We start from the raw sequence: 22,517 nt of genomic DNA on the forward strand, positions 1-22,517 counted from the left end.
TCAGCGGCGGTCGTGCTCCCGGTCGAGTGCCTCGTCCAGGGTGCGGGCCGCCATGATGAGCGAGAGATGGGTGAACGCCTGGGGAAAGTTGCCCAGTTGTTCGCCACTGGGGCCGATCTCCTCGGCGAACAGGCCGACGTGGTTGGCGTACGTGAGCATCTTCTCGAAGGTGTAGCGCGCCTGCCGCAGCCGCCCGGCCCGGACGAGCGCGTCGACGTACAGGAAGGTGCAGAGGCTGAAGGTGCCCTCCGAGCCGCGCAGCCCGTCCGGGGAGGCGGCAGGGTCGTAGCGGTAGACGAGGCTGTCCGAGACGAGGGTGCGGTCCATGGCGTCGAGGGTGGACAGCCAGCCGGGATCGCGCGGAGCGAGGAATCCCACCCTCGGCATCAGCAGCAGGGACGCGTCGAGCACGTCGTTCTCGTAGTGCTGGACGTAGGCCTGCCGGGTCTCGCTCCAGCCGCGCTCCACCACCTGTTCCAGTACGGCGTCCCGCGCCCGGGTCCACCGGGCCGTGTCGGCGGGCCTGCTGAACTGTCCGGCGAGCTTGAGCCCCCGGTCGAAGGCGGCCCAGCACATGACCCGGCTGTAGGTGAAGTCCTTGCGCCCGCCGCGGGTCTCCCAGATGCCCTCGTCGGGGCGGTCCCAGGAGTCCGCGAGCCAGTCCAGGGTGCGGGAGAGGATCTTCCATCCCTGGTAGCCCGCCTGGATACCGACCTCGCGGCCCTCGGACAGCGCGTAGAGCGCTTCGCCGTAGATGTCGAGCTGGAGCTGGTCGGCGGCGGCGTTGCCGAGCCGCACCGGGTGGGAGCCCCGGTACCCCTCCAGGTGCCCGAGGACCTCTTCCGCGTCCAGGGGCCGGCCGTCGACCCGGTACATGATCCGCAGGGCCTCGCCGCCGCCGTCCTGCCGGTCCCGGAGCCGGTCGCCGAGCCAGTGGGTGAAGGCGGTCGCCTCGTCGACGAAGCCGAGGTCCAGCAGGGCCCGTACGGACAGGGAGCCGTCCCGCACCCAGGTGTACCGGTAGTCCCAGTTGCGTTCGCCGCCCAGCTGTTCGGGCAGGCCCATGGTGGCCGCGGCGACGGGCGCGCCGCTGGGCTCGTAGGTGAGGAGCTTCAAGGTGATCGCGGAGCGGTTGACCATGTCGAGCCAGCGGCCGTGGTAACGGGAGCCGCGTACCCACCCCTGCCAGAAGTCGACGACGTCCCAGAGCTGTTCGGTGATCCCCTCGACGGTGGGGCGCGGCGGCTCGGGGCCGTCGGGGCCGCAGAGCGTGAGGACGGCCCCCGCGGTCTCCCCGGCGTTCAGGGTGACGCCGCCGACGGCGTCCTGGCCGTCGCGGGTCAGGGGGAAGGCCGTCTGGAGGTGGGCCGTGATGCCCGGTGCCCGGAAGACCGCTCCGTGCCCCGTCGGGCCCAGTGCCAGCTCGTGGGCGGCCCGGCCGTAGTCGAACCGGGGCCGGCACTCCAGGCCGAAGCGCACGGTGCCGCGCACCGAGCGCACGGTGCGTACCAGCGTGTGCCGGTCGGTCGGCCCGCCGGAGCGTACCGGGGTCATCCAGTCGAGGACCTCGCCGACGCCGTCGGGGGCCATGAACCGGGTGACGACGACCGCGGTGTCGGGGTAGTAGAGCTGCTTGCACGTGTGCGTGCCGCCGTCGGGCGACAGCCGGAAGAAGCCGCCGCGTTCGTGGTCGAGCAGGGCGGCGAAGATGCTGGGCGAGTCGAATCTGGGGGCGGCGAACCAGTCGACGACTCCCTGTGAGGAGATCAGGGCGGCCGTCTGCAGGTCGCCCACGAGTCCGTGGTCGGCGATCGGCGGATACCGGTCCATGAGCCGTTCCTCCCGGTCGGGCCCCCGTGCCCCTCACTATCCGGCACTCCCGCCCCGGGTGCGCGGTACGCATCCGCGCCGACGGGTCCGGGGCCGGGTGCCCGGTTCGCCGAACGGGGCGAGGTGCCCGGTTTGCCGAACGGGGCCGGGGCCGCGTTACTGGAATGAGCCCCCGTGCCGCCGGCCGGGCGGAGCTCCGCCCCACGGAGCCGGGAGCCGCGGAGGTGGCGGTATGGACATGATCCACATCCGCGCGGTGAGCCCGCCCGGGCTGACCGACGAGGTGGTCGGCCTGCTCGCGGACGATCCGTGCGTGCTCAACCTGATCGTGCAGCGGGACGCGGCCCGCAATCCCGACGGCGATTCCATCGCCTGCGACGTGCTGACCGGGGCGGCCAACGACGTGCTGCACCGCCTGCGCGGCGTCGAGCTCGACCAGCGGGGCTCCCTCGTCATCGAACCGGTCGACATGGCCTTCTCCGGCAGGGCGAGCGAAGGGGGACGGCGGGCGCTCGGACCGCTGAGCCGGGCACCGGTCTGGGAGCAGGTCGAGGCACGTATCAGGTCCGAGGGGCGGTACCCGCCGAGCTTCTATCTCTACCTGGTCGTAGCCGGGATGATCGGCTCGGTCGGCATCGTCACGAACTCGCAGATCCTGATCGTGGCGGCGATGGTGGTCGGGCCCGAGTACGGCGCCATCGTGAGTGTGGCGCTGGGGATCGACCGGGGCCACCGGGCCATGGTGCGGAGCGGGCTGGCCGCCCTGGGCACCGGCTTCCTCCTGACCGTGGTGGTCACCTTCCTCTTCGCCCTCCTCATCCGTGGCTTCGGGCTGCAGTCGGAGGCCTTCGACCGGGGACTGCGCCCCGTCTCCAACCTCATCAACACGCCGAACTTCTTCTCGGTCGCCGTCGCCACCCTGGCCGGGATCGTCGGGATCGTGTCCCTCACCGAGGCCAGGACGAGCGCCCTGCTCGGCGTGTTCATCTCGGTGACGACGATCCCGGCCGCCGCGGACATCGCGGTCTCCACCGCGTTCACCAGCTGGAGCGATGTGCGGGGTTCGGCCATCCAGCTGCTGGTGAACATCCTGGTGCTGATCGTGGTGGGCGCGGCCACGCTCAAGGCCCAGCGGGCGATCTGGCGGCGCGTCGGCCTGCGGCGTGACCGCAGCCGCGCGGGCGGAGAGGCCTGACGAACTCCGGAAGGGGCTGTCCCATGGACCAGGAAGCAGCAGCGCCACTGCGCGCCTCGCCGCGTGCGACACCGGCCGAGCGGGCGGCCCTCGGCAGGGCGGCCCGCCGCACGGCTCCCCGTTCGAGCCACGCCGGGTTCACTCCCCCGCCGGGGCGCCCCGACCCGCTGGCCCTGCTGGAAGCGCAGTCCGCGGACCGGGTTCCCGGGCTCGTCCCGATCCGCTACGGCAGGATGACCGAGTCCCCGTTCCGCTTCTACCGGGGCGCGGCCGCGGTGATGGCCGCCGACCTGGCCAGCACGCCGGATTCGGGGATCCGGGCCCAGCTGTGCGGCGACGCCCACCTGATGAACTTCAGGCTGCTGGCCTCGCCGGAGCGGAATCTGGTCTTCGACATCAACGACTTCGACGAGACACTGCCGGGCCCCTGGGAGTGGGACGTCAAACGGCTGGCGGCCAGTCTGGTCATCGCGGCGCGGGCGAACGGCTTCACGGACCGGGAGCGGGCGGGCATCGTGCGGGCCTCGGTGCGGTCGTACCGGGAGTCGATGGCCCGGTACGCCGGGATGCGCAATCTGGACGTCTGGTACGCGAAGACCGATGCCGAGGGGCTGCGTACGGTGGCGGCGGAGCGGCTGCCCGGGCGCGGCCGCAGGAACCTGGACCGGGCGCTGCGCAAGGCCCGTTCGCGGGACAGCCTGCAGGCCTTCGGCAAGCTCGCCGAGGTGGTCGACGGGCGGCTCAGGATCGCCCCGGACCCGCCGATGGTCGTCCCGCTCACCGATCTGATGCCCGGCGTGGAGCGCGACGCGGTGCACCGGCGGTTCCGCGGGATGGTCACGAGCTACAGCGGCAGCCTGGCGTCCGACCGGCGCAGTCTGCTGGAGGACTTCACCTTCGTCGACGTGGCCCGGAAGGTGGTCGGGGTGGGCAGCGTCGGCACCCGGTGCTGGATCATCCTGCTGCTCGGCCGGGACGGCGGGGACCCGCTCCTGCTCCAGGCCAAGGAGGCCGGCCCGTCGGTGCTGGCCGAGCACGCCGGGGCGAGCCGGTACGTGAACCAGGGCGAGCGGGTGGTCGCGGGCCAGCGCCTGATGCAGGCCTCCAGCGACATCTTCCTCGGCTGGGAGCAGGTGGACGGGATCGACGGCCGCCGCCGGGACTTCTACGTCCGCCAGCTGCGCGACTGGAAGGGCATCATCGAACCGGAGTCGATGGTGCCGAAGGGGATGCGCGCGTTCGGCGAGGTGTGCGGTGCCACGCTGGCCCGCGCCCACGCCCGGTCCGGGGACCGGATCGCCATCGCGGCCTACCTGGGGCGCAAGGACACCTTCGACCGGGCGATCGCCGCGTTCGCGGAGTCCTACGCGGACCGGAACGAGCTCGACCACCGGGCGCTGGTCGACGCGGTGCGCTCCGGCCGGCTGCCCGCGGAGGGTGCGGTGACCGGGTGACCCGGCCGTGGCGCACCGGCGACCTCCCGGAGGGCCCTCCGGGGCCGGGCGGCTGACCTTCGCCGCCGGAAGGCGTGTCCCGGGCCGCCGGGCGGCTGTCTGTCGGCCGGTGCGTGATATCCCGGCGGGAACCCGTGGGGCGCGTCCCCTTCCCCGCGGACCGCGCGTTCCGCGGGGACGTCACGCCGAGGAGTCGAGATCATGCCGGCCGAGCCCGCGGGCACATCCGTCACCGGACCGGCGGACCCGTACGCGCCGGTCCGCACCCGGCGCTACGTGGGGCTGCTGGTGATGGCGGCCGCGCTCGGCGTGCCCGTCTCCGCGATCGCGTTCGGCTTCCTGGCCCTGGTCTCGGAGCTCCAGTCGCTGACGTACACGGAGCTGCCGAAGGCGCTGGGCTTCGAGGGGACTCCGTCGTGGTGGCCCGTCCCCCTGCTCGGCCTGGCCGGCCTCCTGGTCGGAGTCACCGTCCGTCATCTGCCGGGCGGGGGCGGGCACCGGCCGGCGGAGGGGCTGGTGTCCACCGGGGCCCCGGCTGCGGCGGAGCTGCCCGGTATCGCTCTCGCGGCGCTCGCCTCGCTGGGCGTGGGAGCCGTGCTCGGGCCGGAGGCGCCCCTGATCGCGCTGGGCGGCGGGCTGGCCGTCTGGGCGGCGGGCCGGGTCAAGCGGGACCTGGCACCGGAGGCGCGGACCCTGGTCGGGGCGTCGGGGAGCTTCGCCGCGGTGAGCGCCCTGCTGGGGTCACCGCTGCTCGGCGCGTTCCTGCTGATGGAGGTGGCGGGGCTGGCCGGGCCGATGCTGGGCGTGGTCCTGGTTCCCGGGCTGCTCTCCGCGGGGGTCGGTGCCCTGATCTTCACCGGTCTGGGCTCCTGGACCGGTCTGGGCACGTACTCCCTGACGCTGGGCGAGGTTCCCCCGGCGGCGGACCCCGGTATCGCCGAGTTCGGGTGGGCGCTGGTCCTCGGTGTCGCGGCGGCCTTCGCCGGTGCGGGCATCCGCAGGCTGTCGCTGGCGCTGCAGGAACGTGTGGAGCGGCGGACGGTGGTGGCCACGGCGGCGATGGGGCTGGTCATCGGCGCTCTGGCGCTGGTGTACGCCGAGACGTCGGGCAAGGACGGTTCCGAGGTGCTGTACTCGGGCGAACACGAGCTGGGCCATCTGCTGTCGAGGAGCGCGGAGTACTCGGTGGGCGCGCTGGTGCTGCTCATCGTCTGCAAGTCGCTCGCGTACTGCGCCTCGCTGAGCTGCTTCCGGGGCGGTCCCGTCTTCCCAGCGATGTTCGTGGGCGCGGTGGCCGGCGTGGCGCTGTCCCACCTGCCGGGACTGCATCTCACCGCGGGGTTCGCGATGGGCATCGGGGCCATGTGCGTGGCGATGCTGCGGCTGCCGATGACCTCGGTGCTTCTGGCGACGCTCCTGCTGGGCAGGGAAGGACTCACCGTGATGCCCCTGGTGATCGTGGCGGTGGTGGTGGCGTACGTGGTCACCCTGCGGCTGACGCCCGCACCGGTGGACCGGGCACGGCCGGAGGCGGCGTAGCCCTCTCCGGCATATCGTCTCCCGCATATCAGGGACACCATCCGGACAGGAGAGATACGGCGGAGGAGCCGGATCACGTCGGCGTCCGGCGCGCCGCGCCCCGCGGATCGTCCTGCCCCGACTCCGTACCCCTCCCGACCGTTGCGCTGGAAAGGACCCCGTACCCATGACCGAGATCGTCCACGTGAGCGGCCCCGAGCTGGTCACGTACGCCGATGAGATGGCCGAGCTGCTGGTGGAGACCGTCGAGGAGGGTTCCTCGGTGGGGTTCCTGGCCCCGCTGGACCGGGAGAAGGCCGCCGTCTGGTGGCGGGAGCGCGCCTCGGCCCTGGAGTCCGGGCAGCTGTCCGTCTGGATCGCCCGGGAGGGCTGCCGGGTCGCCGGCACGATCGCCCTGGTCCGGGCGCCGCTGCCGAACGCCCGCCACCGTGCGGAGGTGGCCAAGCTGATGGTCCGCCCCGCCGCCCGCGGCCAGGGCCTCGGCCGGGCGCTGCTGGCGGCCGTCGAGGCGTACGCCGAGGTCGAGGGCATCACGCTGCTGATCCTGGACACCGAGAGCGGCAGCCTGGCCGAGCAGGTCTACTGCAAGGCGGGCTGGACGGAGGTCGGCACCGTGCCGGGATACGCGGCCGACCCGGCGGGCAGCCTCAAGCCGACCACCTTCTACTACAAGGAGCTCGCCGCCCGATGAGCGGCGGGCGGCACAATGAGCACCACGCACGCGATGATCAGGGAGAGTTTCATGACGCTGCACGACATTCCGCTGCACACCCTCACCGGCGAGCCGACCACCCTGGGCGCCTGGAGCGGCCGGGCCGTCCTGCTGGTGAACGTGGCGTCCAAGTGCGGGCTCACCCCGCAGTACGAGGGCCTGGAGCGGCTGCAGCAGGCGTACGGGGACCGGGGGCTCACCGTGCTCGGTGTGCCCTGCAACCAGTTCGCCGGGCAGGAGCCGGGCAGCGCGGAGGAGATCCAGACCTTCTGCTCGACGACGTACGGCGTCACCTTCCCGCTCCTGGAGAAGCTCGACGTCAACGGGGCGGACCGGCACCCGCTGTACACGGAGCTGACGAAGCTGGCGGACGCGGACGGGGAGGCCGGGGACGTCCAGTGGAACTTCGAGAAGTTCGTGATCTCACCGGCCGGTGAGCCGGTGGCCCGGATCCGGCCGCGCAGCGAGCCGGAGTCGACGGAGGTCGTGGCGGCGATCGAGGCGCAGCTGCCGGGCTGAGTACGCGGAAGGGGCCGTCCGGGACGTGTGCCCGGGCGGCCCCTTCCGTCCGTCCGCTAACGGATCGGCATGCCCGACAGGGTCCGGGCTATCACCAGGCGCTGGATCTCGCTGGTGCCCTCGAAGATGGTGTAGATGGCCGCGTCGCGGTGCATGCGCTCGACCGGGTACTCGCGGGTGAAGCCGTTGCCGCCGAGGATCTGGATGGCCTGCGCGGTGACCTTCTTGGCGGTCTCGCTGGCGTAGAGCTTGGACATGGAGCCCTCCGCCGAGGTGAACGGCTTCCCGGTGGTCGCCATCCAGGAGGCGCGCCAGACCAGCAGCCGGGCCGCGTCGATCTGGGTACGCATGTCGGCGAGCTGGAAGGCGATGCCCTGGTTGTCGATGATCGGGCGGCCGAACTGGCTGCGCGTCTTCGCGTAGTCGAGGGCGACCTCGTACGCCGCGCGGGCGGTGCCCACGGCCATGGCGCCGACGGCCGGGCGGGAGGCCTCGAAGGTGGCCATCGCCGCGTTCTTGACGCGCTCGCCGCCGGACTTGACGCGCTCCCGGGCGCGGGCGAGGCGCTCGTCGAGCTTCTCCTTGCCGCCGAGCAGGCAGTGGCCGGGGACGCGGACGCCCTCCAGGACCACCTCGGCGGTGTGGGAGGCCCGGATGCCGTGCTTCTTGAACTTCTGGCCCTGGGAGAGGCCGGGGGTGCCCGGCGGCACGATGAAGGAGGCGTGGCCCTTGGAGCCGAGGCCGGCGTCGACGACGGCGACCACCACGTGGACGTTGGCTATGCCGCCGTTGGTCGCCCAGGTCTTGGTCCCGTCGAGGACCCACTCGTCCGTGGCCTCGTCGTAGACGGCGCGCGTCCGCATGGCGGCGACGTCGGACCCGGCGTCGGGCTCGGAGGAGCAGAAGGCGGCGACCTTCACGTCGTTCGCGTCGCCGTACATCTGCGGGATCCAGGTGCCGATCTGCTCCTCGGTGCCGTTGGCGAGGACGCCGACGGCCGCCAGGCCCGTACCGACGATCGACAGGGCGATGCCCGCGTCGCCCCAGAAGAGCTCTTCCATGGCCATGGGGATGCCGAGCCCCGTAGGGTCGAAGAACTGCTGGGCGTAGAAGTCGAGGGAGTAGATGCCGACCTTGGCCGCTTCCTGGATGACGGGCCAGGGCGTTTCCTCACGCTCGTCCCACTCCGAGGCCGCGGGGCGGATCACATCCGCCGCGAAGCCGTGAAGCCAGTCACGGACCTGCTTCTGGTCGTCGTTGAGGTCAAGCGTGAACTCGGCCATGTTCCCCTCCATGCACTGCCGTGAAAAGCATGCGTTACTTGCGGTAACCGCAGTCTGTTACCGGACAGTAGCCGCTGTCAACCGCCCCGGAGCTGATCGACAGGGGCACCGGGCAGGGTGTTACGTTGCGCAGGCGCGAAGAAGCAGACGTGAAGAAATTGCATGGCCTGGGGTGGGAGAGACGACATGGAGAGCACACGCGGCGCCGAGCGAGCACGGACCGCGGCCGAGATCCGCCGCCGCGAACTGCTCGAAGCAGCGGACCGGGTGGTGCTCAGGGACGGCCCGCAGGCGTCGATGAACGCGATCGCCGCCGAGGCCGGGATCACCAAGCCCATCCTCTACCGCCACTTCGGCGACAAGGGCGGCCTCTACCGCGCGCTCGCCAAACGCCACACCGACGCCCTGCTCAGCGCCCTGCGCGCGGCCCTGGACGCCCCCGCCGAGCGCCGCGCACGGGTCGAGGCCACGCTCGACACCTATCTCGCCGCGATCGAGGCCCGCCCCCAGGTCTACCGCTTCCTGATGCACCCCGCCGACGGAGCGGACTCCACCATCTCCGCCGAGGCCGCCCTCTCCACCGAGCAGGGCTTCGACGTCGGCCGCCACTCCGCCCCGCTCCTGCGCCGGCTCGGCGAGGAGCTGGGCCAGGTGATCGCCGAGCGGGTGGACCTGGGACCGGACAGCGAGCTGACGGCGCGCATCTGGGGCCACGGCATCGTCGGCATGATGCACGCGGCGGGCGACTGGTGGCTCGGCGACCGCCCCTGCTCCCGCGAACGGCTGGTGCGCAGCCTCGCCGACCTGCTCTGGGGCCGGCTGGCGGAGGCGGGCGACCGCGACGTCAAGGGCGGCCCGGGGTTCTAGACCCCGTCCTTACGGGCCCACGGCGCCCGCCGCGCCGCCCGCAGCGCCCGGGACCGCCGCAGCCCGGTCAGCCGGTCGGTGTAGACCATGCCCTCCAGGTGGTCGCACTCGTGCTGGAGGCACCGGGCGAACCACCCCGTCCCCGCGATCCGCACCGGCTCACCCGTCATCGTCAGCCCCTCGACCACCGCGTGGTCGAAGCGTTCCGTGCCCGATTCCAGCCCCGGAAGTGACAGACAGCCCTCCGGTCCGCGTACGGTGAGTCCGTCCGCCTCGACCAGTTCGGGGTTGACGACGTGTCCCAGATGACGGACGTCGTCGTCGTCCGGGCAGTCGTAGACGAACACTTTGAGCGGGACGCCGATCTGGTTGGCGGCGAGCCCGACACCCTGCGCGGCATACATCGTGGCGAACATGTCCTCGACCAGCTTCGCGAGCGACGGGCCAAAATCCGTGACGTCCTCACAGGCACGGTGGAGCAACGGGTCGCCGAGCAGACTCATCTCACGGATGAGTCCGGAACTGCCGGGGATCGGGCGGTTTCGCATGGCGGTAAGCGTACGTTCCGCCACGGCCCGGGAGTTCCCGTGGTGCCGCGGTGCGGTCGCCGCACCGGACATCGATAGGCTGGGCGCGGACCGATGCAAGGAGGATCTAGGACGATGGCAGGCAACACGGAGCCGTTGTCGCCGCGGGCCAAGCTGGCCGTGACGGCGGGCAAGGCCGCGGCGGCGGTGTCACGCGCCGCGGGGCGGGGCAGCGGATCGGTGATCGGCGGCCGGGTGGCGCTCAAACTCGACCCCGACCTGCTGGGGCGGCTGGCGCAGCACCTGGACGTGATCCTCGTGTCGGCGACGAACGGCAAGACGACGACCACCCGGCTGATCGCCGAGGCACTGGGGGCGGCCGGGCCCGTCGTGTCGAACGCGCTCGGCGCGAACATGCCCGCGGGCATCACCTCGGCGCTGGCCGGCGGCTCGGACGCGAAGTTCGGCGTGATCGAGGTCGACGAGAAGTATCTCGCCGGTGTCGCGCGCGACACCACCCCCAAGGCGATCGCCCTGCTCAACCTCTCCCGCGACCAGCTGGACCGCGCGGCCGAGACCCGGATGATGGCCGAGCACTGGCGCGAGGGCCTCTCCGGCTCGAAGGCCGTGATCATCGCCAACGCGGACGACCCGCTGGTCGTCTGGGCGGCCTCCTCCTCGCCCAACGTGGTGTGGGTGGCGGCCGGTCAGGCGTGGAAGGACGACGCCTGGTCCTGCCCGTCCTGCGGTGGTGTGATGCAGCGCCCCGGCGACGACTGGTTCTGCGGGCAGTGCGGCTTCCGCCGCCCCGCCCCGAGCTGGGCGCTCAACGGCGACTACGTCCTGGACCCGCACGGTTCGGCCTGGCCGATCCACCTCCAGCTGCCCGGCCGCGCGAACAAGGCCAACGCCACCAGCTCGGCCGCCGTCGCCGCCGTCTTCGGTGTGCCGCCGCAGGTCGCACTGGAGCGCATGTACCAGGTGCAGGCGGTCGCCGGACGGTACGACGTCGTCACCTTCCACAACCGTGAGCTGCGCCTGCTGCTGGCGAAGAACCCGGCCGGCTGGCTGGAGACGTTCTCGCTGATCGACCCGCCGCCGACGCCGGTGATCCTCTCCGTCAACGCCCGCGGCGCGGACGGCACGGACACCTCCTGGCTCTGGGACGTGGACTACACGCAGCTGGCCGGTCACCCGATCTTCGTGCTCGGCGACCGCAAGCTGGACCTCGCGGTCCGCCTCGAAGTGGCCGGTCTGGACTTCCGGGTCTGCGAGACGCTCGACGAGGCCGTGCAGTACGCCCCGCCCGGCCGCATCGAGGTCATCGCCAACTACACCGCCTTCCAGGATCTGCGCCGTCGTGTCGGCAACTGACCCCGGCCCCGGCCACCTCCGGAGAGGACGAAGCATGAGCAACAACGGTCTGCGTCTGGTCTGGGTCTACCCCGACCTGCTCAGCACCTACGGCGACCAGGGCAACGCCCTGGTCGTGGAGCGGCGGGCCCGGCAGCGCGGGCTGGACGTGCAGCGCGTCGACGTGCGCAGCGACCAGCCGGTGCCGACGTCCGGCGACATCTATCTGATCGGCGGCGGTGAGGACCGGCCCCAGCGCCTCGCGGCGGAGCGGCTGCGCCGCGACGGCGGGCTGAGCCGGGCCGCCTCCAACGGCGCGATCATCTTCTCGGTCTGCGCGGGCTACCAGATCCTGGGCCACGAGTTCATCAACGACCTCGGTGAGCGCGAGCAGGGCCTCGGTCTGCTCGACGTGGTCTCCACCCGCGGCGAGGGCGCCCGGTGCGTCGGTGACGTACTGGCGGACATCGACCCGCACCTCGGCCTGGAGCCGCTGACCGGGTTCGAGAACCACCAGGGCGTCACCCATCTCGGCCCGACGGCACGGCCGTTCGCCCGGGTCCGGCTGGGCCGGGGCAACGGCACCGGGGACGGCACGGAGGGCGCGTACAACGACACGGTCTTCGGGACGTACATGCACGGCCCGGTGATGGCCCGCAACCCGCAGATCGCCGATCACCTGCTGAAACTGGCCCTCGACGTGAACGCGCTGCCGCCCACGGACGACCGCTGGTACGAGGCGCTGCGCGCGGAGCGGATCGCCTCGGCGACACAGCCCGCCTGATGAGGGGTTTTCCGCTCTGTTGAGCGGAGTCCAGCAGGCGGACGCACGGTTCGGTCCCGCCACCCTGCGCCGGTAGGGTGGCGGGGATCCAACCGGACGACGTGGTCCGGTCGTCGACTTAACGTTGCAAAGGTTCTCGGGCCATGCGCATTGGCGTACTCACCTCCGGCGGCGACTGCCCCGGCCTCAACGCCGTCATCCGTTCCGTCGTGCACCGCGCGGTGGTGGACCACGGCGACGAGGTCATCGGCTTCCACGACGGGTGGAAGGGCCTGCTGGAGTGCGACTACCGCAAGCTCGACCTGGACGCGGTGGGCGGCATCCTGGCCCGTGGCGGCACCATCCTCGGCTCCTCCCGGGTCCAGCCCGCGCATCTGCGTGACGGCGTGGAGCGGGCCCGCGGCCATGTCGCCGATCTCGGTCTCGACGCCATCATCCCGATCGGCGGCGAGGGCACCCTCAAAGCGGCCAACCTCCTCTCGGAGGCCGGGCTGCCCATCGTCGGGGTCCCCAAGACCATCGACAACGACATCGCCTCCACCGACGTCACCTTCGGCTTCGACACCGCCGTCGGTGTCGCGACCGAGGCGCTGGACCGGCTGAAGACCACCGCCGAGTCCCACCAGCGGGTGCTGATCGTCGAGGTCATGGGGCGTCACACCGGCTGGATCGCCCTGCACTCCGGGATGGCGGCCGGCGCCCACGCCATCGTCGTGCCCGAGCGCCCCTTCGACATCGACGAGCTGACCGAGCTGGTCGGCAAGCGGTTCTCGGCGGGCAAGAAGTTCGCCATCGTGGTGGTCGCCGAGGGCGCCAAGCCCCGTACGGGCTCCATGCAGTTCGAGCAGGGCGTCAAGGACATCTACGGCCACGAGCGGTTCGCCGGGGTGGCCACGCAGCTCTCCGGGGAGCTGGAGCAGCGGCTCGGCAAGGAGGCCCGCCCGGTCATCCTCGGCCATGTCCAGCGCGGTGGCACGCCGACCGCGTACGACCGCGTCCTGGCGACCCGGTTCGGCTGGCACGCGGTGGAGGCGGCGCACCGGGGCGAGTTCGGGATGCTGACCGCGCTGCGCGGCACCGACATCGTGATGGTCCCGCTGGCGGAAGCCGTCGAGACGCTGAAGACGGTCCCGGCCGAGCGGTACGCCGAAGCGGAGTGCGTGCTCTAGTCGTCGCTCCCGTAGAACTGCCCCCGGCCGCAACCGCGGCCGGGGGCAGTTCTACGCTGTACCGGACAACCGGCACGAAACGGGGACGTGTCCCCATCGGGAGTGAACAGATGGATCACAGCGGGCACGGCATGAACATGGATCTGCCGCCGTTCACGCTGGGACGGGGGCTGGAGCTCTCCGCCGACCCGTTCTTCCTGACCGGCTGCGTCCTCGCACTCGCCCTGTACGGGTACGGCGTGGTGCGGCTGCGTCGGCGCGGGGACGGCTGGCCGGTCAACCGGATCGTCTTCTTCACCGTGGGTGTGCTGAGCATCGCCCTGGTGATGTGCACCAAGCTCAACGACTACGGCATGGTCATGTTCAGCGTGCACATGGTGCAGCACATGGTGATCAGCATGCTGTCGCCGATCCTGCTGCTGCTGGGCGCTCCGGTGACGCTGGCGCTGCGCGCGCTGCCGCCCGCCGAGCGGGGCCGGACCGGGCCGCGCGAGCTGCTCCTGAAGCTGCTGCACAGCCGGTACATGAAGATCGTCACGCATCCGGCGTTCACGATCCCGCTCTTCATCGCGAGCCTCTACGCGCTGTACTTCACGCCGGTCTTCGACTTCCTGATGAGCTCCAAGCCCGGCCACATCGGGATGATGGTGCACTTCCTCGCCGTCGGCCTGGTCTTCTTCTGGCCGATCATGGGCGTCGACCCGGGCCCGCACCGGCCCGGCTATGTGATGCGGATGCTGGAGCTGTTCGCCGGGATGCCGTTCCACGCGTTCTTCGGGATCGCGCTGATGATGGCGAGCACGCCGATGGTCAAGACGTACGAGAACCCGCCCGCCTCCCTCGGTATCGACGCCCTCACCGACCAGAACTGGGCGGGCGGTATCGCGTGGGCGTTCAGCGAGATCCCGTCCGTGCTGGTGCTGATCGCACTGGTGTACCAGTGGTACCGCTCCGAGCAGCGCACGGCCAAGCGTTCGGACCGGGCCGCCGACCGCGACGGCGACAAGGAGCTGGCGGCGTACAACGCCTATCTCGCGTCATTGCAGGCGCGACAGTAGCGCGGGGGGCGCGTTCGGGGTGACCATGGGGACAACGGCCGCGCGGCCGACGAGGAGCGTGCGCGCATGTCCGGATCGACGAAAACCATGGGATACCTGACCGTCGGGGCGCTGGTCACGGTGACCGCGTACACCGTGGCACTGGGAAGCAGCGGCTGGCTCTGGTTCGGCTGGGTGGTGCTGGGGCTCTGCACCCTCGGCATGCTGGCCACCCAGGACACCTGACGGTCCCGGCCGACACGCCTGACGGGCCCGGTGGCGGGTACGAGCCGGGTGACCGGTTCGCTACGGTCGCACGGTGATACCGGGGACCTACACTGACGTCCCCGGCACGACCATGACCTGGTAGTACGCAGCGACCTGGCAGAACGCAGCCCTGACGCCGGCCCGGCAGAGCGAGGTGCACCCACAAGGTGTTTTATTACATCCTGAAATATGTCGTGCTGGGGCCCGTGCTGCGGGTGCTGTTCCGCCCTCGGATCGAGGGTCTGGAGAACATCCCGGAAGAAGGCGCGGCGATCGTCGCGGGAAACCATCTCTCCTTCTCCGACCACTTCCTCATGCCCGCCATCCTCAAGCGGCGCATCACCTTCCTCGCGAAGGCCGAGTACTTCACCGGCCCGGGGATCAAGGGCCGGCTCACCGCCGCGTTCTTCCACAGCGCGGGCCAGATCCCGGTGGACCGCTCGGGCAAGGACGCGGGCCAGGCGGCGATCCGCGAGGGCCTGGGCGTGCTGAGCAAGGGCGAGCTGCTGGGGATCTACCCGGAGGGCACCCGCTCGCACGACGGCCGGCTCTACAAGGGCAAGGTCGGGGTGGCGGTCATGGCGATCACCGCGGGGGTGCCGGTGATCCCGTGCGCCATGCTCGGCACGTTCGAGATCCAGCCGCCCGGCCAGAAACTCCCGAAGATCAAGCAGGTGGCCATCCGGTTCGGTGAGCCGCTGGACTTCTCACGCTACGCGGGCATGGAGAACCAGAAGGCCGCTATCCGGGCCGTGACGGACGAGATCATGTACGCGATCCTGGAACTGTCGGGCCAGGAGTACGTGGACGAGTACGCGGCGAAGGTGAAGGCCGCCGAGCAGGAGGCCGCCCCGCCGAGGAAGTTCCCCAAGCTGCGACGCTGACGGCGGATTCGCCACCGGCAGAGCGAGCTGGTCCGGCCGGGGCCGCTCCCCTAGCGTCGTCCGTATGAGCCAGGGACATGCGTGGGTGCTGGGAGCGACGGGACAGATCGGGCGGGCGGCAGTGAGCGCGCTCGCCGGGGACGGCTGGGAGGTGACCGCCGTCTCGCGCGGCGGCGGCCGGGACGGGCGGTGGGACGGCGGGGTACGGGCCCTGGCGCTCGACCGGGACGAGGAGGGCGCGCTGGAGAAGGCGCTCGGCGAGGGCTGCGACGTCCTGGTCGACATGGTCGCCTTCGGCGCGCGGCACGCACAGCAGCTGACAGGGCTCGCCGGGAGGGTCGGCTCGGCGGTCGTGATCTCCAGCGGCGCGGTGTACGAGGACGACCGGGGCCGCAGCTTCGACACCCAGGAACAGCCCGACGGCTTCCCCCGCTACCCCGTGCCGCTGCCGGAGACCCAGCGCACGGTGGAGCCGGGCGGGGCGACGTACGGGACCCGCAAGGTACTGCTGGAGCGTGAGTTGCTGGCGGTGGGCGACGCGCTGCCGGTGACCCTGCTGCGGGCGGGCGCGGTCCACGGCCCGTACTGCCGCACACCGCGCGAGCTGTACTTCGTGAAGCGGCTGCTCGACGGCCGGCGGCGGCGCGTGCTCGCGTACGGCGGCGAGAGCCGCTTCCACCCGGTCCACGTGTCGAACGCGGCGGAGCTGATCCGGCTGGCCGCCCGCCTCCCCGGTTCGCGGGTGCTCAACGCGGCGGATCCGCAGGCGCCCACGGTCGCCGGCATCGGGGCGGCGATCGACGAGGTGCTGGGCCGGGAGACGGAGACGGTCCTGGTCGACGGCCCGGCGCCAGAGGGGGGCGTGGGCGAGACGCCGTGGAGCGGGGCCCATCCGGTGGTGTACGACATGACGGCGGCGGAGCGGGAGCTCGGCTACCGGCCGGTGACGGGGTACGTGGAGTCGCTGCCGGAGACGGTGGAGTGGCTCGCCGGGGAACTGGCGGGGCGGGACTGGCGGGAGGCGTTCCCGAAGATGGCGCGCAACTACGGGGAGGCGCTCTTCGACTATGCGGCGGAGGACGCGTGGTTGGAGGCGTACGACCGGGGCGGCCGCTGAAGGATGCGGGGCCCCGGCCGTACGCCTCACAGGATTGCTACGGCTTCGGCGTGGCGTGCGGGGTGCACGTCACGTCGCGCCGGTCGGTCTTCCCGGTGAGCAGGTAGGTGTCCACCCGCTCGTTGACGCAGGGGTTGGCCAGCCCGGTGACGCCGTGGGACCCGGCGCCCTTCTCGGTGATGAGCCGCGAACCCTTGAACCGCTTGTGCAGCTCGACGGCGCCTTCGTACGGGGTGGCGGCGTCCCGTGTGGCCTGCACGATGAGGACCGGCGGCAGGCCCTTGCCGGTCTTCACGTTCAGCGGGGTCTGCTGCTTGGTGGGCCAGGTGGCACAGGGCAGGTTCATCCAGGCGTTGGCCCACGTCATGAACGGGTACTTCTTGTGCAGCCGGGTGTTGTCCCGGTCCCAGGTGCGCCAGCTGGTGGGCCACTTGGCGTCCGCGCACTCGACGGCGGTGTAGACCGCGTTGCCGTTCTCGGCGGAGGCGTTGCCCGCGAGGTCGCTCATGTCGGGGGCGGCGGCGTCGATCAGCGCCTGGGTGTCACCGGCCCGGTAGGCGCTCCAGGTCTTGGCGGTGGGCGCCCAGGCGGAGTCGTAGTACGGGGCGCTCTGGAAGAAGCCGATGAGTTCGGCGGGTCCGACGACACCGCCGATGGGCTTCTTCTTGGCGGCGGCGCGGAGCTTCAGCCACTCCTTCTCGACCTTCTGCGGGGTGTCGCCGATGCCGTAGACGGAGTCGTGCTTGGCGACCCAGGCCTTCCAGTCGTCCCAGCGCATCTGGAAGGCGATGTCCTGGTTCAGGTTGGCCCGGTACCAGATGCTCTCCCGCGAGGGGTTGACCACGCTGTCGACGACCATGCGCCGTACGTGGGTGGGGAAGAGCGTGCCGTAGACGGCGCCCAGGTAGGTGCCGTAGGAGACGCCGAGGAAGTTGAGCTTCTTCTCCCCGAGCGCGGCCCGGATGACATCGAGGTCACGTGCGGTGTTGGGCGTGGTCATGTGCGGCAGCATCCAGCCGCTGCGCTCGGCGCACCCCTCGGCGTACTCGCGGGCCAGCTTGCGCTGGGCGCGCTTGTCGGCCTCGCTGTCGGGAACGGGGTCCGCCTTCGGAGCCTTGACGAACTCCTGCGGGTCGACGCAGGAGATCGGCGCCGAGCGGCCCACCCCGCGCGGGTCGAAGCCGACGAAGTCGTACGCCTTCGCGGTCTTCGTCCAGAGCGGGTTCTTGGCGGTGACACGGGTGGGGAAGCGCATCCCCGAACCGCCGGGTCCGCCGGGGTTGTAGATCAGGGCGCCCTGGCGCTCGCCCTTGGTGCCGGTGCTGACGTGCCGGTCGACGGCGAGCTTGATCTTCTTGCCGTTGGGCTTGGCGTAGTCGAGCGGTACGGTCACCCAGCCGCACTGGATGGGGGCGGTCAGGCCCCAGTCCTCCGGGCAGCTCTTCCAGTCGATCCCGGCCCTGGCCGAGCGTTCGGCGGCGATCCTGACTCCGCGCGCCTCGGAGCCCACCCGGTCGTGGTGGCGGCCGTCGGCGCTGGCGGCGGGCGCGGTTATCGCTCCCGCGACGAGCGTGCCCGCGATCAGCGCCCCGGCCGTGCCCAGCACTGCTGTGCGTCCCACGTGGAACCTCCCCCATCGTCGTCCGATGCGCCGCCGGTGGCGGCGTGGTCTCATCGGAGCGTTCCGGGGATCCTTTCGTCTGTGGGGTTCCTGGGGCCAGGGCGTACACCTGTTTCTTTACCGAACCCATAACCGGTGAAGAGAATCCGCTCAGCGGACTTCCTGACGGTGATCCGCCTTCAGACCGTCCAGCAGCTCGCGCATCGCCTCGTTCAGGACGGCGCGGAGCAGGCGGGCGTCGGCGGCCACCGCCGTGACGAGGACGGCGGGACCGGCGAGCGGGGTGAGGGCGGCGGTGGGGCCGAAGAGGCGGGCGGGCAGCGGGGCGTCCTCGAAGGACGGGTCGGCCAGCAGGAGTTGACCGACCGCACGGTGGCCGCCGAGGACGGCGGGGCCGTCCCAGCCGCCGGGTGCGCCGGGCCCGTAGGCCAGTTGCTGGTCCAGGAGCGGGCGGCCTCCCCGGTGGACGGTGAGCCGGGTGGTGAGGGCGCCGGTGGGCTCGCCGTGGCGGCCGAGGATCTGCTCCTCGCGCAGCAGCAGCCGGGCGGTGGGGGCGAGTTCGACACGGGTGGACTGGCGGAGGTCGCTGCCGTGGGCGGAGACGAGCTGTTCGGGCAGCCAGCGCAGGGCGGCCCCCTCCCCCACCCTCAGATGCACGGCGTACGTGGACGGCTCGCCGTCCGCCCGCGCGCCCGGCAGCGCGACGGTGGCCGCCGCCGCGTCGACGGTGAGGTGTGCGCCGTCCGCGACCTCGGCCTCGATCGTCAGCCGGTCGCCGTTGAGCGGGGCGCTCATCGCGCCGACGACGGTGGCCCGGGCGTGTCCGGGGAGCGGAGAGCGGGTGCGGCGCAGCGCGAGCGGCCCGTCGCTCTCCAGGACGGGCAGGGCGGTGCCACCCCGACCGTCGGGCTCGGCGCGGAGGCGGGCGGTGGCGCGGACGCTCATGCGGTCCAGGCGGCGAGCTGCGCCCGCACCCAGTCGGCGACCGGCCCGACGCCCTCGGCGGAGGTCAACGAGGTGAAGAGCACGGGGAGTTCGCCGCGCTGCTCCTTGGCGTCGCGGGCCATCCGCTGGAGGTCGGAGCCGACGTAGGGGGCGAGGTCGGTCTTGTTGATGACGAGGAGGTCGGCGGTGGTGACGCCGGGGCCGCCCTTGCGCGGGATGTCGTCGCCGCCCGCCACGTCGATGACGAAGACCTGGGCGTCGACGAGCCCCTTGGAGAAGGTGGCGGTGAGGTTGTCGCCGCCGGACTCCACCAGGATCAGGTCGAGCGGGCCCACCGCGTCCTCCAGGTCCTCGACGGCTTCGAGGTTGGCGGAGATGTCGTCGCGGATCGCGGTGTGCGGGCAGGCACCGGTCTCGACGGCCTGGATCCGCTCGGGCGGCAGGACCGCGTTGCGCAGCAGGAAGGCGGCGTCCTCCTGGGTGTAGATGTCGTTGGTGACGACGGCGATCGAGATCCGGTCGCGCAGCTCGCGGCAGAGGGCGGCGACGGTGGCCGTCTTGCCGGAGCCGACGGGGCCGCCGAGTCCGATGCGCAGGGCGCGCCGGGTGCCGTCGGGGCGGGTGGCGTCGGCGCTGACGGCGGCGGGGCCGTCGTGGGTGTGGCCGAGGTGCATGGTGCTGCTCCTGTTTCTTTTGAAGGTGAGGGTCAGGAGGCGAAGAGGCGGACCGGCCAGGCGGCGTGCGCCTCGGCGGTGATGTCGAGGAGCGGGGCGGAGGCGGCGGGCAGGGCGTCGATGCCCCGCCGGGCGGCCTCGGCGGCCTGTGCGGCCACATCGTCGAGCTCGGGGGCGAGCCGGGCCAGTACGGCGGTGGCGTGGAAGGGGTCGAGGGAGAGCAGCCGGACCACGGCGGTGGCCGGGCCGCTGACCGTCTCGTACGCCACCCAGTGCGCGGCGTCCTCGGATTTCAGCCCCGCCGCCCGGGCGGTGAGGCCGAGGACGACGGGCTGGTGGGCGCCGCGCGGCCGGGCCGTGGCGAGCGCGTCGAGTTCGGGGCTCGGCCAGGTGGCGCGGGCGGCCCGCATCATCTGCCGGCCCAGCTTGCGGGCGGTGGCCCGCAGGGCGGGCGAGGGCGTACGGGCGTCGGCGGCCTCGTCCAGCGCGAGCGGGTCGAGGCCGTGGGCGGCCGCCGCCGCGAGGGCGGCGGCGGTGAGCCCGGCGGTGTGCAGACGGCCCCGGCAGAAGGCGGCGAGGTCGTCGGCGTTACGGATGCGCCCCTGGGTGACGGCCGGTTCGGCCCCACCGGAGTGGGCGTGGCCGCCGGCGGGGAAGCGGCCGTCGGCGAGGACGAGCAGGGCGGCGCGTGACATGACCGGTCCCGGCTCAGAAGAGGAAGTAGCGCTGGGCCATGGGCAGTTCCGCCGCCGGTGCGGGCTCGACCGGTTCGCCGTCGATGGTGACGGCGAAGCTGTCTGGGTCGACCTGGACGTGCGGCATCGCGTCGTTCTCCCGCATGTCCGCCTTGGTGACCCCCCGGGTGCTGGTGATCGGGGTGAACCGCTTGTCGAGGCCGAGCCGTTCGGGCAGTCCGTCCTCGATCGCCGTCTCCGTGACGAAGTTGAAGGAGCCGCGTGCGGCGGCCCGGCCCAGTGCGCCGAACATCGGCCGGGGCAGCACCGGTTGGGGCGTCGGGATGGACGCGTTGGCGTCGCCCATCTGCGCGTACGCGATCTGGCCGCCCTTGATGACGGTCTGCGGCTTCACCCCGAAGAACGCCGGGTCCCAGAGCACGAGGTCGGCGAGCTTTCCGCTTTCCACCGAGCCGATCTCCCGGTCCAGGCCCTGGGCGACGGCCGGGTTGATGGTGTATTTGGCGACATAGCGACGGACCCGGTGGTTGTCGGCCGCTCCGTCCCCGGCGAGCGCGCCGCGCCGCTTCTTCATGACGTGGGCGGTCTGCCAGGTCCGCAGGATCACCTCGCCGATGCGGCCCATCGCCTGGGAGTCCGAGGAGATGATCGAGATGGCGCCGAGGTCGTGGAGGATGTCCTCGGCCGCGATGGTGGAGGGCCGGATGCGGGACTCCGCGAAGGCGAGGTCCTCGGGGACGGCGGGGTTGAGGTGGTGGCAGACCATCAGCATGTCGAGGTGTTCCTCGATGGTGTTGACGGTGTGCGGCCGGGTCGGGTTGGTCGAGCTCGGCAGGACGTACGGCTCCGAGACGACGGTGATGATGTCGGGCGCGTGCCCGCCGCCCGCACCCTCGGTGTGGTACGCGTGGATGGAGCGCCCGGCGATGGCGGCGAGGGTGTCGGCGACGAACCCGGCCTCGTTGAGGGTGTCGGTGTGGATGGCGAGCTGGGCGCCGGTCTCCTCGCAGACCGTGAGGCAGGCGTCGATGGCGGCCGGGGTGGCACCCCAGTCCTCATGGATCTTGAACCCCAGTGCTCCGCCGCGCAGTTGGGAGTACATGGCGTCGTGGGAGGTCGTGTTGCCCTTGCCGAGCAGCCCGATGTTGACGGGGAAGGTCTCCAGCGCCTCGAACATCCGGGCAAGGTGCCAGGGGCCGGGGGTGATGGTGGTCGCCTTGGTGCCTTCGGCGGGTCCGGTGCCGCCGCCGACGAGGGTGGTGATGCCGCTGGAGAGCGCCTGGTCGACGAGGGTCGGCGAGATGAAGTGGACGTGCGCGTCGACCGCTCCGGCCGTCAGGAACTTGCCGTTGCCCGCGATGATCTCGGTCTCGGGGCCGATCACCAGGTCGGGGTGGACGCCGTCCATGGTGTCCGGGTTCCCGGCCTTGCCGATGCCGGTGATCCGGCCGTCGCGGATGCCGATGTCGGCCTTGACGATGCCCCAGTGGTCGATCACGACCGCGCCGGTGATGACGGTGTCGGGTGCGCCCTCGGCCCGGGTGGTGCGGGCCTGGCCCATGGACTCGCGGATCACCTTGCCGCCGCCGAAGACCGCCTCGTCGCCCGCGTGGCCCGGGCCGCCGGAGCGGTCCTCCTCGATCTCGACGAAGAGGCCGGTGTCGGCGAGGCGGATCCGGTCGCCGGTGGTGGGCCCGAAGAGGTCCGCGTACACGGTCCTGCTGAGGTCAGGCATCGAGGGCACCTCCGGTTTCGCCGCGCAGGCCGGGGACGATGCGGCGGCCGGCGAGGGGGACGAGTTCGACGTCGACGGGGATGCCGGGTTCGAAGCGGACCGCCGTACCGGCCGCGATGTGCAGCCGCAGTCCGCGGGCGGCCGCCCGGTCGAACCGGAGCCCGGGGTTGGCCTCGGCGAAGTGGTAGTGGGAGCCGACCTGGACGGGGCGGTCGGCGGCGTTGAGGACGGTGAGGCGGGTGACGGGACGCCCCTCGTTGAGGGCGATGCCCCCGTCCCCGTACAGGATCTCTCCGGGAATCATCGGCGT

General features: G+C 71.9%; 22 protein-coding genes. 13 read left to right on the plus strand and 9 right to left on the minus strand.

Going from position 1 to position 22,517, the window contains the following annotated elements:
* Positions 1-1,830 (minus strand): glycoside hydrolase family 15 protein, encoded by a 1,830-nt coding sequence (locus IE264_RS23940; protein WP_032755415.1) that lies wholly within the window; start codon positions 1,828-1,830, stop codon positions 1-3.
* A gap of 232 nt (positions 1,831-2,062) precedes the next feature.
* Between IE264_RS23940 and IE264_RS23945 the strand changes: the two genes are divergently transcribed.
* The 5 genes from IE264_RS23945 (at position 2,063) to IE264_RS23965 (ending at position 7,249) form a co-directional block, all read left to right on the plus strand.
* A complete protein-coding gene (locus tag IE264_RS23945) occupies positions 2,063-3,025 on the plus strand; it encodes a DUF389 domain-containing protein (RefSeq protein ID WP_032755413.1) in 963 nt (320 codons plus the stop codon).
* A gap of 23 nt (positions 3,026-3,048) precedes the next feature.
* Positions 3,049-4,479 carry a DUF2252 domain-containing protein gene (locus IE264_RS23950; RefSeq protein WP_190167690.1) on the plus strand — a complete coding sequence of 477 codons (1,431 nt, stop codon included), beginning with the start codon at positions 3,049-3,051 and terminating at the stop codon, positions 4,477-4,479.
* Positions 4,480-4,680: 201 nt separating this feature from the next.
* Positions 4,681-6,018: a chloride channel protein gene (locus IE264_RS23955; protein ID WP_015607139.1), complete on the plus strand. Its 1,338-nt coding sequence runs from the start codon at positions 4,681-4,683 to the stop codon at positions 6,016-6,018.
* Between the two features lie 166 nt (positions 6,019-6,184).
* Positions 6,185-6,709 carry a GNAT family N-acetyltransferase gene (locus IE264_RS23960; RefSeq protein ID WP_015607140.1) on the plus strand — a complete coding sequence of 175 codons (525 nt, stop codon included), beginning with the start codon at positions 6,185-6,187 and terminating at the stop codon, positions 6,707-6,709.
* Between the two features lie 51 nt (positions 6,710-6,760).
* On the plus strand, positions 6,761-7,249 hold the full coding sequence (locus tag IE264_RS23965) for a glutathione peroxidase (RefSeq protein ID WP_032755742.1): 489 nt from the start codon (positions 6,761-6,763) through the stop codon (positions 7,247-7,249).
* Between the two features lie 56 nt (positions 7,250-7,305).
* On the opposite strand, the gene IE264_RS23970 is transcribed toward IE264_RS23965, so the two are convergent.
* Positions 7,306-8,532, minus strand: coding sequence for an acyl-CoA dehydrogenase family protein (locus tag IE264_RS23970; protein WP_032755410.1), 1,227 nt, complete (start codon positions 8,530-8,532; stop codon positions 7,306-7,308).
* Between the two features lie 186 nt (positions 8,533-8,718).
* On the opposite strand from IE264_RS23970, the gene IE264_RS23975 reads away from it, so the two are divergent.
* A complete protein-coding gene (locus IE264_RS23975; protein WP_032755408.1) occupies positions 8,719-9,399 on the plus strand; it encodes a TetR/AcrR family transcriptional regulator in 681 nt (226 codons plus the stop codon).
* On the opposite strand, the gene def is transcribed toward IE264_RS23975, so the two are convergent.
* A complete protein-coding gene (gene def, locus IE264_RS23980) occupies positions 9,396-9,947 on the minus strand; it encodes a peptide deformylase (protein ID WP_031121841.1) in 552 nt (183 codons plus the stop codon). The two genes, IE264_RS23975 and def, sit on opposite strands and share 4 nt — an antisense overlap.
* Before the next feature lie 114 nt (positions 9,948-10,061).
* Between def and IE264_RS23985 the strand changes: the two genes are divergently transcribed.
* From IE264_RS23985 to IE264_RS24015, 7 genes are all read left to right on the plus strand, one after another.
* Positions 10,062-11,300 carry a MurT ligase domain-containing protein gene (locus IE264_RS23985; protein WP_015607145.1) on the plus strand — a complete coding sequence of 413 codons (1,239 nt, stop codon included), beginning with the start codon at positions 10,062-10,064 and terminating at the stop codon, positions 11,298-11,300.
* 34 nt (positions 11,301-11,334) lie between these two features.
* Positions 11,335-12,063 carry a type 1 glutamine amidotransferase gene (locus IE264_RS23990; protein WP_015607146.1) on the plus strand — a complete coding sequence of 243 codons (729 nt, stop codon included), beginning with the start codon at positions 11,335-11,337 and terminating at the stop codon, positions 12,061-12,063.
* Positions 12,064-12,206: 143 nt separating this feature from the next.
* Positions 12,207-13,232 (plus strand): 6-phosphofructokinase, encoded by a 1,026-nt coding sequence (locus IE264_RS23995; RefSeq protein ID WP_015607147.1) that lies wholly within the window; start codon positions 12,207-12,209, stop codon positions 13,230-13,232.
* A gap of 110 nt (positions 13,233-13,342) precedes the next feature.
* On the plus strand, positions 13,343-14,290 hold the full coding sequence (locus tag IE264_RS24000) for a cytochrome c oxidase assembly protein (protein ID WP_015607148.1): 948 nt from the start codon (positions 13,343-13,345) through the stop codon (positions 14,288-14,290).
* A gap of 66 nt (positions 14,291-14,356) precedes the next feature.
* Positions 14,357-14,515, plus strand: coding sequence for a hypothetical protein (locus tag IE264_RS24005; protein WP_015607149.1), 159 nt, complete (start codon positions 14,357-14,359; stop codon positions 14,513-14,515).
* Positions 14,516-14,703: 188 nt separating this feature from the next.
* Positions 14,704-15,420: a lysophospholipid acyltransferase family protein gene (locus tag IE264_RS24010; protein WP_032755403.1), complete on the plus strand. Its 717-nt coding sequence runs from the start codon at positions 14,704-14,706 to the stop codon at positions 15,418-15,420.
* 85 nt (positions 15,421-15,505) lie between these two features.
* Positions 15,506-16,537 (plus strand): NAD-dependent epimerase/dehydratase family protein, encoded by a 1,032-nt coding sequence (locus tag IE264_RS24015; RefSeq protein WP_032755400.1) that lies wholly within the window; start codon positions 15,506-15,508, stop codon positions 16,535-16,537.
* Positions 16,538-16,574: 37 nt separating this feature from the next.
* On the opposite strand, the gene IE264_RS24020 is transcribed toward IE264_RS24015, so the two are convergent.
* The 6 genes from IE264_RS24020 to IE264_RS24045 form a co-directional block, all read right to left on the minus strand.
* Complete coding sequence (locus IE264_RS24020; protein WP_015607152.1) at positions 16,575-18,158, minus strand: alpha/beta hydrolase; 1,584 nt, start codon at positions 18,156-18,158, stop codon at positions 16,575-16,577.
* 150 nt (positions 18,159-18,308) lie between these two features.
* Positions 18,309-19,103 carry an urease accessory protein UreD gene (locus tag IE264_RS24025; RefSeq protein ID WP_032755394.1) on the minus strand — a complete coding sequence of 265 codons (795 nt, stop codon included), beginning with the start codon at positions 19,101-19,103 and terminating at the stop codon, positions 18,309-18,311.
* A complete protein-coding gene (ureG, locus tag IE264_RS24030; protein WP_032755391.1) occupies positions 19,100-19,777 on the minus strand; it encodes an urease accessory protein UreG in 678 nt (225 codons plus the stop codon). Before ureG ends, IE264_RS24025 begins: the two co-directional genes overlap by 4 nt.
* 32 nt (positions 19,778-19,809) lie before the next feature.
* The gene (locus tag IE264_RS24035) at positions 19,810-20,472 is read right to left on the minus strand and encodes an urease accessory protein UreF (protein ID WP_032755388.1); all 663 of its coding nucleotides are present in this window, start codon (positions 20,470-20,472) and stop codon (positions 19,810-19,812) included.
* A 13-nt stretch (positions 20,473-20,485) separates the two neighbouring features.
* The gene (locus tag IE264_RS24040) at positions 20,486-22,207 is read right to left on the minus strand and encodes an urease subunit alpha (protein ID WP_032755385.1); all 1,722 of its coding nucleotides are present in this window, start codon (positions 22,205-22,207) and stop codon (positions 20,486-20,488) included.
* A complete protein-coding gene (locus tag IE264_RS24045) occupies positions 22,200-22,511 on the minus strand; it encodes an urease subunit beta (RefSeq protein ID WP_015607157.1) in 312 nt (103 codons plus the stop codon). Before IE264_RS24045 ends, IE264_RS24040 begins: the two co-directional genes overlap by 8 nt.
* Between the last annotated feature and the right edge of the window lie 6 nt (positions 22,512-22,517).

Source organism: Streptomyces microflavus (genome assembly GCF_014650075.1).
Lineage (GTDB): Bacteria > Actinomycetota > Actinomycetes > Streptomycetales > Streptomycetaceae > Streptomyces > Streptomyces microflavus.

Bases quoted from the DNA above. Each gene is read 5' to 3' on its own strand.
- IE264_RS24025 (WP_032755394.1), bottom strand. From the start codon at position 19,103: ATGAGCGTCCGCGCCACCGCCCGCCTCCGCGCCGAGCCCGACGGTCGG.
- IE264_RS23985 (WP_015607145.1), top strand. From the start codon at position 10,062: ATGGCAGGCAACACGGAGCCGTTGTCGCCGCGGGCCAAGCTGGCCGTG.
- IE264_RS23955 (WP_015607139.1), top strand. From the start codon at position 4,681: ATGCCGGCCGAGCCCGCGGGCACATCCGTCACCGGACCGGCGGACCCG.
- IE264_RS23940 (WP_032755415.1), bottom strand. From the start codon at position 1,830: ATGGACCGGTATCCGCCGATCGCCGACCACGGACTCGTGGGCGACCTG.
- IE264_RS23990 (WP_015607146.1), top strand. From the start codon at position 11,335: ATGAGCAACAACGGTCTGCGTCTGGTCTGGGTCTACCCCGACCTGCTC.
- IE264_RS24000 (WP_015607148.1), top strand. From the start codon at position 13,343: ATGGATCACAGCGGGCACGGCATGAACATGGATCTGCCGCCGTTCACG.
- IE264_RS24035 (WP_032755388.1), bottom strand. From the start codon at position 20,472: ATGTCACGCGCCGCCCTGCTCGTCCTCGCCGACGGCCGCTTCCCCGCC.
- IE264_RS23965 (WP_032755742.1), top strand. From the start codon at position 6,761: ATGACGCTGCACGACATTCCGCTGCACACCCTCACCGGCGAGCCGACC.
- IE264_RS23970 (WP_032755410.1), bottom strand. From the start codon at position 8,532: ATGGCCGAGTTCACGCTTGACCTCAACGACGACCAGAAGCAGGTCCGT.
- IE264_RS23960 (WP_015607140.1), top strand. From the start codon at position 6,185: ATGACCGAGATCGTCCACGTGAGCGGCCCCGAGCTGGTCACGTACGCC.
- ureG (WP_032755391.1), bottom strand. From the start codon at position 19,777: ATGCACCTCGGCCACACCCACGACGGCCCCGCCGCCGTCAGCGCCGAC.
- def (WP_031121841.1), bottom strand. From the start codon at position 9,947: ATGCGAAACCGCCCGATCCCCGGCAGTTCCGGACTCATCCGTGAGATG.
- IE264_RS24040 (WP_032755385.1), bottom strand. From the start codon at position 22,207: ATGCCTGACCTCAGCAGGACCGTGTACGCGGACCTCTTCGGGCCCACC.
- IE264_RS23950 (WP_190167690.1), top strand. From the start codon at position 3,049: ATGGACCAGGAAGCAGCAGCGCCACTGCGCGCCTCGCCGCGTGCGACA.
- IE264_RS23975 (WP_032755408.1), top strand. From the start codon at position 8,719: ATGGAGAGCACACGCGGCGCCGAGCGAGCACGGACCGCGGCCGAGATC.
- IE264_RS23995 (WP_015607147.1), top strand. From the start codon at position 12,207: ATGCGCATTGGCGTACTCACCTCCGGCGGCGACTGCCCCGGCCTCAAC.
- IE264_RS23945 (WP_032755413.1), top strand. From the start codon at position 2,063: ATGGACATGATCCACATCCGCGCGGTGAGCCCGCCCGGGCTGACCGAC.
- IE264_RS24005 (WP_015607149.1), top strand. From the start codon at position 14,357: ATGTCCGGATCGACGAAAACCATGGGATACCTGACCGTCGGGGCGCTG.
- IE264_RS24045 (WP_015607157.1), bottom strand. From the start codon at position 22,511: ATGATTCCCGGAGAGATCCTGTACGGGGACGGGGGCATCGCCCTCAAC.